Origin of the sequence: Dactylosporangium sp. NPDC005555, from assembly GCF_040605635.1 — a bacterium.
GTDB lineage: Bacteria > Actinomycetota > Actinomycetes > Mycobacteriales > Micromonosporaceae > Dactylosporangium.
This window is the reverse complement of sequence record NZ_JBEXDG010000086.1, coordinates 23,096-32,597: the sequence shown is the minus strand read 5'-3', so window position 1 is coordinate 32,597 and position 9,502 is coordinate 23,096. Positions and strand designations below refer to the sequence as shown.

General features: G+C 74.1%; 10 protein-coding genes. 1 reads left to right on the top strand and 9 read right to left on the bottom strand.

Annotation, left to right across the window (positions count from 1 at the left end; genetic code table 11):
• Window positions 1-109: 109 nt before the first annotated feature.
• The 4 genes from ABZS58_RS47255 to ABZS58_RS47240 all read right to left on the bottom strand — a co-directional run bounded on the left by ABZS58_RS47255 (window position 110) and on the right by ABZS58_RS47240 (window position 3,481).
• Window positions 110-241 (bottom strand): hypothetical protein, encoded by a 132-nt coding sequence (locus ABZS58_RS47255; protein WP_354790987.1) that lies wholly within the window; start codon window positions 239-241, stop codon window positions 110-112.
• 130 nt (window positions 242-371) lie between these two features.
• Window positions 372-875 carry an HIT family protein gene (locus ABZS58_RS47250; protein WP_354790985.1) on the bottom strand — a complete coding sequence of 168 codons (504 nt, stop codon included), beginning with the start codon at window positions 873-875 and terminating at the stop codon, window positions 372-374.
• A gap of 34 nt (window positions 876-909) precedes the next feature.
• Window positions 910-2,535 (bottom strand): methyl-accepting chemotaxis protein, encoded by a 1,626-nt coding sequence (locus ABZS58_RS47245; protein WP_354790983.1) that lies wholly within the window; start codon window positions 2,533-2,535, stop codon window positions 910-912.
• On the bottom strand, window positions 2,510-3,481 hold the full coding sequence (locus ABZS58_RS47240; protein ID WP_354790981.1) for a LysR family transcriptional regulator: 972 nt from the start codon (window positions 3,479-3,481) through the stop codon (window positions 2,510-2,512). The genes ABZS58_RS47245 and ABZS58_RS47240 overlap by 26 nt, the downstream gene beginning before the upstream one ends.
• Before the next feature lie 70 nt (window positions 3,482-3,551).
• Here ABZS58_RS47240 and ABZS58_RS47235 point away from each other — a divergent pair, with 70 nt between their 5' ends.
• Entirely contained in the window at window positions 3,552-4,769 is a 1,218-nt protein-coding gene (locus tag ABZS58_RS47235; protein ID WP_354790980.1) for an MFS transporter, read from the top strand.
• Here ABZS58_RS47235 and ABZS58_RS47230 read toward each other — a convergent pair.
• The 5 genes from ABZS58_RS47230 to ABZS58_RS47210 form a co-directional block, all read right to left on the bottom strand.
• Window positions 4,744-5,334: a DUF305 domain-containing protein gene (locus ABZS58_RS47230; protein ID WP_354790979.1), complete on the bottom strand. Its 591-nt coding sequence runs from the start codon at window positions 5,332-5,334 to the stop codon at window positions 4,744-4,746. The genes ABZS58_RS47235 and ABZS58_RS47230 overlap by 26 nt on opposite strands.
• A gap of 619 nt (window positions 5,335-5,953) precedes the next feature.
• Window positions 5,954-6,886 carry a CU044_5270 family protein gene (locus ABZS58_RS47225; protein ID WP_354790978.1) on the bottom strand — a complete coding sequence of 311 codons (933 nt, stop codon included), beginning with the start codon at window positions 6,884-6,886 and terminating at the stop codon, window positions 5,954-5,956.
• On the bottom strand, window positions 6,883-7,515 hold the full coding sequence (locus tag ABZS58_RS47220; protein ID WP_354790977.1) for an RNA polymerase sigma factor: 633 nt from the start codon (window positions 7,513-7,515) through the stop codon (window positions 6,883-6,885). Before ABZS58_RS47220 ends, ABZS58_RS47225 begins: the two co-directional genes overlap by 4 nt.
• A 64-nt stretch (window positions 7,516-7,579) precedes the next feature.
• Entirely contained in the window at window positions 7,580-8,455 is an 876-nt protein-coding gene (locus ABZS58_RS47215) for an aminoglycoside phosphotransferase family protein (protein ID WP_354790976.1), read from the bottom strand.
• On the bottom strand, window positions 8,455-9,498 hold the full coding sequence (locus ABZS58_RS47210) for a LacI family DNA-binding transcriptional regulator (protein ID WP_354790974.1): 1,044 nt from the start codon (window positions 9,496-9,498) through the stop codon (window positions 8,455-8,457). The genes ABZS58_RS47215 and ABZS58_RS47210 overlap by 1 nt, the downstream gene beginning before the upstream one ends.
• Window positions 9,499-9,502 lie beyond the last annotated feature (4 nt).

Below are 9,502 nucleotides of genomic sequence, written 5' to 3'. Positions count from 1 at the left end.
CCACCAGCACCCCGGTGGGGAGTCGCTCGACCGCACCCTACGGCGAGGAACCACAACACCACCAAACCGGTGAACGTTAGTGGTCACAGCACTAGCCGGGAGTCGGGCGTCAGACGCCGACCCGGGCCCGGACGACGGTGATGAGGGCGGCCTGGACGTCGGACAAGGAGCGGTCCGGCTCGAAGACGAGCCAGTCGACGGCCACCACGAGGCACACGCCGAAGAGGGCGGCCGCGGCCATCCGTACGTCCAGGGCGGCGTCGAAGTGGCCCTCGTCGACGCCGCGGTGCAGGACGAGCGCGATGACGTCGACGGCCTCGCGGCCAGCAGGACGACGGTGAGCGGACCGAGACCGTCTCCTGCCGTCGTTCTCAGCCGTGTGCCAGCACTGCCCGGATGCGCGCGCCCAGCTCGGCGAACTGCTGCGGTGTCCACGGCAGGACACCGTGCTCGGTCATGAGCGCGTGGAACTGCTGCCGCTCGTACGGCACGCCCGGCGGCAACGGCGCGACGTGCCAGTGCACATGCGCGTTGCCCTGCATGCTGCCCAGCGAGAGCAGGTAGGTGCGCTCCGGCCGCAGCACCTCACCGACGGCCCGCGCGACCCGGTGCACCACGGCCTGCAGGCTCAGATACTCCTCAGGCGTGAAATCCCGGACCACGTCCTCCACGTGCCGGCGCGGAACAACGAGCGTGTGGCCCGCCAGGGTCGGATAGCGGCCGAGGAACGCCACGTGGGCGCCGTCGTCGTAGAGCCACTCGTGCTCGGACCCCGGCTCACCGTCGAGGAACGCGCAGATGAAGCACCGCTCCGACCGGACCCGCCGCTCATACGCGGCCAGGTCCATCGGCACCCGATCGTCAAGGCCGGCCATCCAGGCACCTTATCGGACCCTTCTCGACCCGCTCTCAGACCCGGAAGTTCGCCACCAGGGTCTGGACCTCGTGCGACATGCGCGCGAGCTCGGCCGACGTGCGCTGCGACTCCGCGACACCCTCGGTGGTGACCTGCGCGGCGGCGGCGACGGCGCCGATGCTGGAGGCGATCTCGCCGATCCCGCCGGCCGCCTCGGCGACCCCGCGGTTCATCTCGGCGGTGGTCGCGGTCTGCTCCTCGACCGCGGACGCGATGGTCAGCTGGTAGTCGTTGATCTTCGAGATGATCTCGCCGATGTCGCGGATCGCGCCGACGGCGGTGTCGGTGTCGGCCTGGATGCCGGCGACCCGGCGGGAGATGTCCTCGGTGGCCCGCGCGGTCTCCTGGGCCAGGTCCTTCACCTCGGTCGCGACGACCGCGAACCCTTTGCCCGCGTCGCCGGCGCGGGCCGCCTCGATCGTGGCGTTGAGCGCGAGGAGGTTCGTCTGCTCGGCGATCGACGTGATCGTCTTGACCACGTTGCCGATCTCCTGCGACGACGCGCCGAGCTTGGACACCGTGGCGTCGGTCGCCCGCGCGGCGGACACCGCCTCCCCGACGACGAGTGCGGCCTCGTTGGCGTTCTGCGAGATCTCCCGGATCGACAGGCTCATCTCCTGCGAGCCGGCCGACACGGTGTGCACGTTGCGGGTCACCTCGTCGGCGGCGGTCACCACGACGGCCACCTGGCCGCTGGTCTGCGCGGCGCTCGCGGCGATCTGCGTGCTCGCCCCCGACAGCTGCTCCGCCGCGGCCGCGAGGGACGACGACGTCCGCCCCAGCGCCTGCACCGCCGTGCGCATGCTCTGCGTCGCCCGGTTGAGCGCGCCGGCCATGACGCCGACCTCGTCGCGGGAGCCGACGTCGAGCCGGCCGGTGAGGTCGCCGTCGGCCATCATCGTCAGCACGCCGCCGACCTGCCGGATCGGGCCGACGATCCGGCGGACGGTGACCCAGCCGAGCGCCGCGGCGATCAGGCAGCCGCAGACCAGGCAGGCGACGATGGTGGTGCGGCTGGTGGAGTACTGGTCGGCGTTGTGTTTCGCCGCCGCCGCCGCGGACGTCGACTCGATCGCGGCGAGACCGTCCAGCGCGTCGTTGGCCGCGCGGATCAGCGGCTCGGCGGCGGACTTGTAGGCGCTCTCGAACGCCGCGTTGTCACTGTCGACCGCGGCCGGCATCAGCTTGGTGTCGCGGACGCCGTGCAGGTCGGTCACCGCCTGCCGGAGCGCGGCGACCAGCGGCTGCTGCGTGGCCTGCACGCCACGCGCCGCGTACTGGTCGATGCCCTTCTGAAGGCGGTCCGCCGCGGCGAGCACACGGCCGCGGTACTCCCCGGTCTCCGTCGGCCCGTTGGCGATGCTCATCAGCGCGAGGGCGTTGATCTCGTCGTCGAGCGCGCCCTGGGTCGCGTTGAGCGTGCTGGTCGACAGCAGGTTGTCGGTGTAGATGGCGCCGGCGTTGGTGTTGGCGGTGCCCAGGGCCGCGAGGCCGGCCCACGCCACGACGCCGCCGGCGAGCAGCGCGACCGCGAGCGCCGCGGTGATCTTCACCCCGATCCGGATGTCGCCGAACCACCGGCTCAGCCCACCGTCACGGTGGGACGTCGAGTGCGTCATGGGCACCCCCTTCGCCGTCCATTCGGCGCACCCCGCGCGCACCTGAGCGCTCACCGGTCAGTTGCACCCGATGCGCGTCGACGAGGTCGAGCAGGGCCCGGACCGCCGCGCTCGGACGGCGGGCGGAGCCCGTCGCCACCCCGAAGGTCCAGCGCAGCCGCGCCCCGGTCAGCGGAAGCACCCGCAGCCCGTGCGTGTCCCCCACCGCGAACCGCGGGATCAGCGCGACGCCGAGGCCGTTGCGCACGTACTGGGCGACGGTGGCGATGTCGGCGACCTCCAGAGCGACCCTGCGGTCCAGGCCTGCGGCGGCGAAGCCGCGGTCCACCTCGGTGCGGTTGCCGTAGCCCGGCGGCGAGTCGACGAACGGCTCGTCGGCGAGGTCGGCGAGGGTCACCTCGTCGCGGTGCGCCAGCCGGTGCCCGGCGGGGAGCACCGCGACGATCGGGTCGGCCAGCAGGACCCGCACCGACAGGCCCGCCGGTGGACGGCCGGCGAGGGACACGAACGCCACGTCGAGCTCCCCGTCGAGCACGGACCGGGCCAGCCCAGCGGACCCGGTCGGCGCCGCCCGCAGCCGCAGGTCGACGCCCGGGTGCTCGGCGCGGAACTGGCCGAGCAGGCCCGGCAGGTCGACGAAGCCGACCGAGATCAGGGTGCCGATGCGCAGCGTGCCGCGCAGCCCGCCGCGGACCTCGTCGACGGCGTCCCGGGCCGCCTGCGCGGCGTCGATCGTGGCCCTGGCCGCGGGCAGCAGCGCCACGCCCGCGTCGGTGAGCGCCACGCGCTGCGAGCTCCGGTCGAACAGCGGCGTGCCCAGCTCCCGCTCCAGGGTCCGGATCGCGGCGGACACCCCGGACTGCACGACGCGCAGCCGCATCGCGGCACGGGAGAAGTTGCGCTCCTCGGCGACGGTCACGAAGTACACGAGATGCCGCAGCTCCATCGCGTTTGATGATAGCTACGAGCACGAACATTCGTCGCTGGTGCTGGCCGGCGCGCGGCACAGTCGTCGCATGACCTCCGTGCTGACCCGTCCTGCCGCCGTCCTCGAGCGATCCGCGCGGCACGAGCGGGGGTTCTGGACGATCGCGGCGGCGTTCGCGGTGTCCCTGGCGTTCACCGTCGTGCCGACCCCGCTGTGGGCGATCTACCAGCGCCACGATGGCTACTCGACGATCGCGGTGACGGTCGCGTTCGCCGCCTATGCCGCCGGGGTCATCGTCAGCCTGTTCCTCGCCGGGCACCTCTCGGACCGGTGGGGCCGGCGGCGGGTCCTGCTGCCCGCGATCCTGCTCGAGGCCGCGGCCGCGGCGCTGTTCCTGACCTCCACATCGCTCGCCGTCGTCATCGTCGCCCGGGTCCTGTCCGGGCTCGGCGTCGGCATGCTCACCGCGACGGCGACCGCGCACCTGTCGGAGCTGCACGCCGCCGCCCGCCCCGGGACCGGCCGCGAGCGCGGCGACCTGGTGGCGACCCTCGCCAACCTCGGTGGGTTCGCGGCCGGCCCGCTCGTCGCCGGGCTGCTCGCGCAGTACGGTCCCGCGCCGCTGCGCACGTCCTACGCGGTGTTCCTGGTGCTGCTGCTGGTCGCCGCGGCCGCCGTCGCGCGCGTCCCGGAGACGGTCACCGGTCCGCGGCGGCCGCAGCGGTACCGGCCGCAGCGCGTGACCGTCCCCGCGTCGGCCCGCCCCCGCTACTTCGCCGCCGGCGGTGGCGCGTTCGCGGCGCTGTCGGTCCTTGGCCTCTTCACGTCCCTGGCGCCGGCGTTCGTCGCGGGGACGCTGCACCACCCGTCGCGCGCGCTCGCCGGGATCGTCGCGTCGACGGTGTTCGCCAGCGGCGCCGTCGCGCAGGTGCTGCTGCGCCGCGAGCCGGTGCGCCGCCAGGTGGCCGGCGGCCTGGTGCTGATGACCGCGGGCCTGCTCACCCTCACCGCCGGCGTGTGGGCGGCGAGCCTGCCGGTGTTCCTGCTCGGCGGCGTGGTCGCCGGTGGCGGCGCGGGTGCGCTGCTCAAGGGCGCGCTGTCCACGGTCGTCGGCCTGGCGCCCGCGGCGACCCGCGGTGAGGCCCTCGCGGGCGTGTTCCTCGGCGGCTACCTGGGCCTGGCCGTCCCCGTCCTCGGGCTCGGCGTGGCCACCCAGTTCTTCCCGGCCAGGGTGGCGCTGCTCGGCTTCGCGGCGGTCATCGTCCTCGTCGTCGCCGCCGTCAGCCGCCGCCTGCTGCGCCGCTAGCCGGCAGCTTCGCCAGCCCGGCGGTCCTGGACGCCTCGACCTGCCGGGCGAGGTCCTTGACCGCCGCGCTGGTGCCGTTGGTGAGCTCGGAGCGGGCCAGGCTCGCCAGCTGGTCCAGGTGGGTGCGCAGGCACTCGGCGACCTTCAGCTCGAACTCGGCGCCGTCCGTCCCTCCGATCGTCGCCAGGGACTCGGCGTCGACGAGGCCCGGCATCCTGTGCCCGGCGTGCGGGTTGCTCTCGTCCAGCCCGGCCCTTGCCCTGAGCGCTTTCAGCTGCTGGATCTCGCTCGTGTACCGCGCACGCAGGTCGGCCGCGAGCCGGATCAGCGCCTGGTCGGCCGTGCGCCGCGGCACCAGGTCGAGGACGGGCAGCAGCTGCTCATCCATCGGGATCATGAGCTGCACCCACGCGATGTCGGTGCCGCCGAAGTCGGAAGCGGTCGCCGGTGCGGTCGTCGCTGCCGGTGGCGCTTGTTCCGGCGCTTCCGCACACCCGGCGCCGAGCGTGAGCACGGCGGCGAGCAGGACGGTGGTGATCGCAAGCCTGGCGGGGCTCGGTGTCACGGTTGGCTCCCTTCGCAGGACGGTCCCGCAGCTGCGGCGGCCAGGGCGCCCAGAGCCCGAGGCGACCACCGCAGCTGCGGAATCGATGCACGGGACGGCGGCTCTCGCGGTCGTCCCGCCGGCGGCGACCCCAACCCGGTCGCCGTCGGTGACGTGCTGGTGGAAGCGTCCGGAAATGCCCGGCCGCCGCACCTGCGCCGGCACCGCTGGGCGCGGTCCGCGAAGCGGCCTCAGCGCCCGTCGGACGATCGTTTCGAGCAGCCCCCGCCTGGACGACCGACCCGAACTACCTGTCCTACGGCGTCGGTCAGGTGACCCAGCCAACCCCCGTCGATCCGTTCGAATCGTGTGGCCGGCCACCTCGGCGCCACTCCCCGCCGGCACCCGACCCGGCTGGAGAGCGCTCTCCGTAAAGGAAGTTTCCCGCTGGTACCGACACGTGTCAACACCCCCGCAGCCAGTCCTGACGGAATCCTGATCTTTACCGGAACAGCTCGCGCCGCTTGACGCGGGCAACCCGGACGGGCACACTTTGGGCATCTCGGAGAGCGCTCTCCGAGATCTGCGGACTCCCGGCGCGCGTCACTGACTCCATGTCGCGGCGCGCGCCGGATCGCGGCTACGTCCGTGGGCGCTGCCCGACCTGCGGGACCACGGCGCGTTGCAGCACCGCCATCGTGCCCAGCACCGTCCCGGCCGGTCCGACCTCGGTGGCCGTCACGAGGTAGCTGCGTTCGCCCAGGTATTCGAGGGTCCGCTCGTCGAAGATCCACTCGTCGCGGCGGCGCAGGTCGGTGTGGGCCACGGCGATGCCCGGGCGGCCGACCGCGTCGGTGACTCCGCGGACGACCTCGACGCCCGGGATCTTCGCCGCGGCGCGGTAGAGCGCGGCACTCGTCCGCGGGGGCATCAGCGACTCCCGCAGGATGTCGCCGATCGCGGTGAACGCCGCGCCGTCGCCGCTGTCGCCCATGCCGCGCCGGTCCCGCTCCCGGTAGAGCTTCGCCAGCAACTGGTCCGGGTCGCTGGGCAGGTCGACGATCTCGGCGTTCGGGGTCATGTCCGGCAACGTCCTGCGCGACACGACCGGACCGATGAACGGCCAGGTGGAGAACGGCTGCCGCACCAGGCCGTCGCCCCGCTCGTACCGCGGGATCCAGATCTCCCGGGTGTACATCGGCTGCAGCCGGGCCGGGCCGCCGCCCAACTCGGCGTACGCGGCGCGGCTCTTGACGTAGACGTATCCGCCTTCTCCGGAGGAGGGCGCCGGGCCGGCCTCGGCGGCCGCGGCCACCTGGTCCAGCAGCAGCGCGGCCCCGCCTCGGTCGCCCTGCGCCACCGTCACGACCAGCGGCGCACTGTCCGGCGCCCACGCCTGGGCGATCGCTCCGGCCGTGACCGCGGCGGCCAGCACGGCCGCCGGTGCCAGCACCAGGAGCCGACGCCGGGAGCGCCGGGCCGGGCGCTGGGCCTCGCGTAGCAGGTGGTGCCGCAGGGCCTGGCGGCGCGCCGGTCGCAAGGGCAGCACGGGCGGGGCGGTGGGCTCACTCATCGCGGCTCTCCCTGTTCGACGGAGCTCATCCGGGACTGTTCGACGGGGACCGTCCGGGGCTGTTCCGCCGGGTTCGTCCGGGGTGCCGCCAGCTCCTGCTGCGCGAGTGCCCGCAGGCGGGTCCGGGCCCGCGACAGCCGCGAGCGCACGGTGCCGACGGGCACGCCCAGCGCCTCGGCGGCCGACGCGTAGTCCAGCTGCGACCACACGCACAGCAGGAACACCTCGCGGTCCGAGCGGCGCAGCGACCGCAGGGCGGCCACGGCCGCGGCGATCCGGTCGACGTCGTGCATTCTGGCGACCACCTCGTCGGCGAAGTCCGGGACGGTGTCGCGCACCGGCAGCCGCCGCAACGCCTCCCGGTGCCGGCGCGCCGCGCGGCGGCGGTTGCGCAGCACGTTGGTGGCGATGCCGAGCAGCCACGGCCGTAGGCTGTCGCCGTCGGGGTGCAACGACCGGCGGATCCGCCAGGCCTCCAGGAAGGTCAGCGACACCACGTCCTCGGCGAGCGCCGGGTCGCCCTCGCTCCACACCGCGTGCCGGTGGACCGCGTCGGCATGCTGATCGAAGAGCACACCGAACGCCTCGGTGTCCCCGTCCCGGATCCGGGCCCGCAACTCGGCTGTCACACCTGTTCCTGTCCGCGGCGGCCACCGGGTTCCCGGAATCCGCGGACGAAACCCGGGCGGGCGGTCATGCCGGCAGCAGGACCTGCTCGAGGGTGTGTGCGCCGATGGCGGCCATCGCGGGGTTGTCCGCGGAGCTCGCCGCGATCGCCGAGCCGATGCTCAGCGCCCAGCCCCGCGCCCGCCGCCAGGTCGCGTCCGGTGCCAGGTCGCCCAGCGTCGAGCGGAAGACGGCACGCCCTGGCTGGTCGAACACCATCCAGGCGGCGGCCAGGTCGGTGGCGGGGTCGCCCGAGGTCAGGTCGCCGAAGTCGATGAGGCCCGCCAGCCGCCCGTCCCCGCCCAAGACCAGGTTCGCCGGGTGCGGATCGGCGTGCAGCCACACCGGCGACCCGTCCCACGGCGGTGCGGCCAGGGCGTCCTCCCAGACCTCCAGGAGCCCGGCCGGGTGGTCGCCGGTCGTCAGGCGTTCCCGGACGGCCACGGCGCGACCGGTGAGGGGCACCCCGCGGAACTCGTTGCGGGGCGCGTCGGCGGGCGCCGGGACGTGCAGGGCGGCGAGGCAACGGGCCAGGCCGGCGGCGAACGTGCCCCGCGAGGCCACCGGCACCGTCGTGGCGGGGAGGCCGGGCAGCCACGGGTTGATGCTCCACGGCCACGGATAGGCCCCCGCCGGCTCGCCGACCGCGACCGGGACCGGCACGGGCACCGGCAGCAGGCGGGCCAGCTCCGGCAGCCAGCGCTGCTCGTTGACCAGCAGCGGCACCGCGACCGCCCGCCGGGGCAGCCGCACCGACCACTCCTCGCCCAGGCGGTAGACGGCGTTGTCCCAGCCGTTGGCGACCAACCGCGGCCGTCCCGCATAGGCCGGGTGCTGTGTTCGTACCAACGCGGCCACCAGCGACTCGGAGATCCCGATCTCCGCGGCGGGCGTCAACGCCATCAGGCGGACTGCCGCACGACGAGCTTCGGGTCGAAGATGACCGACTCGACACGCAGCGAGGGGTCGTCGATGCGGGCCAGCACCAGGCGGGCGCTCTCCGCCGCCATGTCCTCCAGGGGGTGCCGGACGGTGGTGAGCTGCGGCCGGGCGTCGAGGGCTGCGCTGCTGTCGTCGAAGCCGACGACCGCCACGTCGTCGGGGACCCGCAGCTCGCGGCCGCGCAGCGCCATCACGGCGGCCTGGGCCATGACGTCGTTGGCGACGAAGACGCCGTCGAGCTCCGGCTGCCGCTCCAGCAGTTCCAGCAGCGCGGTCTCCCCCGACTCGTAGGTGAAGCCGCCCTCGACGGTGGGGAACCAGGCGTGTCCGTGCCGGGCGAGGGCCTGCCGGAAGCCGGTGAGCCGGTCCTGGCTGGCGGGCACGTGCGCGGGCCCGGTGATCATGCCGAGGCGGGTGCAGCCGCGGCCGATGAGGTGCTCGGCGGCGAGGACGCCGCCGGCGTCGTTGGCCAGGTCCACGTAGCTGATCGGCACCGGCTGCGCTGGGCGGCCGACGAGCGCCGCGGCGATCCCCGCCTCGTACAGCTGCTGCGGCAACGTGTCGTCGGGGTGCAGCGACAGCACGACCGCCCCGTCCGCCTGGCCCTGGCCGAGGTCGCCGACGAGCCGGCCGCGGGCCTCGTCGGTGCCGACGATCTGCAGGGCGAGCTGGATACCCTTGGGACGCAGGACCGACATGACGCCGCCGACGATGCGGCCGAAGAACGGGTCGGCGAAGAAGCGCCGCATGAAGGGGTCGTCGTCGTGGCTGACCGCGTCGGAGACGACGAGGGCCACGGTGCCGCTGCGGCGGGTCACGAGTGAGCGGGCCGCGCGGTTGGGCACGTAGCCCGTGGCGTCGACGGCCTGCCACACGATCGAGTGCAGCTTCGGGTCGACGTTGCGAACACCGTTGATGACGCGCGACACCGTGGCCCGGGAGACGCCGGCGGCTTCCGCGACGTCTTCGAGGGTGGGTTTGCGGGCCGAACGTGGATCGCTCATGGCC

What these genes read in the sequence shown, in the direction of transcription:
- ABZS58_RS47255 (WP_354790987.1), bottom strand. Translation starts at nt 241, where the DNA reads ATGGCCGCGGCCGCCCTCTTCGGCGTGTGCCTCGTGGTGGCCGTCGAC.
- ABZS58_RS47250 (WP_354790985.1), bottom strand. Translation starts at nt 875, where the DNA reads ATGGCCGGCCTTGACGATCGGGTGCCGATGGACCTGGCCGCGTATGAG.
- ABZS58_RS47245 (WP_354790983.1), bottom strand. Translation starts at nt 2,535, where the DNA reads ATGACGCACTCGACGTCCCACCGTGACGGTGGGCTGAGCCGGTGGTTC.
- ABZS58_RS47240 (WP_354790981.1), bottom strand. Translation starts at nt 3,481, where the DNA reads ATGGAGCTGCGGCATCTCGTGTACTTCGTGACCGTCGCCGAGGAGCGC.
- ABZS58_RS47235 (WP_354790980.1), top strand. Translation starts at nt 3,552, where the DNA reads ATGACCTCCGTGCTGACCCGTCCTGCCGCCGTCCTCGAGCGATCCGCG.
- ABZS58_RS47225 (WP_354790978.1), bottom strand. Translation starts at nt 6,886, where the DNA reads ATGAGTGAGCCCACCGCCCCGCCCGTGCTGCCCTTGCGACCGGCGCGC.
- ABZS58_RS47215 (WP_354790976.1), bottom strand. Translation starts at nt 8,455, where the DNA reads ATGGCGTTGACGCCCGCCGCGGAGATCGGGATCTCCGAGTCGCTGGTG.
- ABZS58_RS47210 (WP_354790974.1), bottom strand. Translation starts at nt 9,498, where the DNA reads ATGAGCGATCCACGTTCGGCCCGCAAACCCACCCTCGAAGACGTCGCG.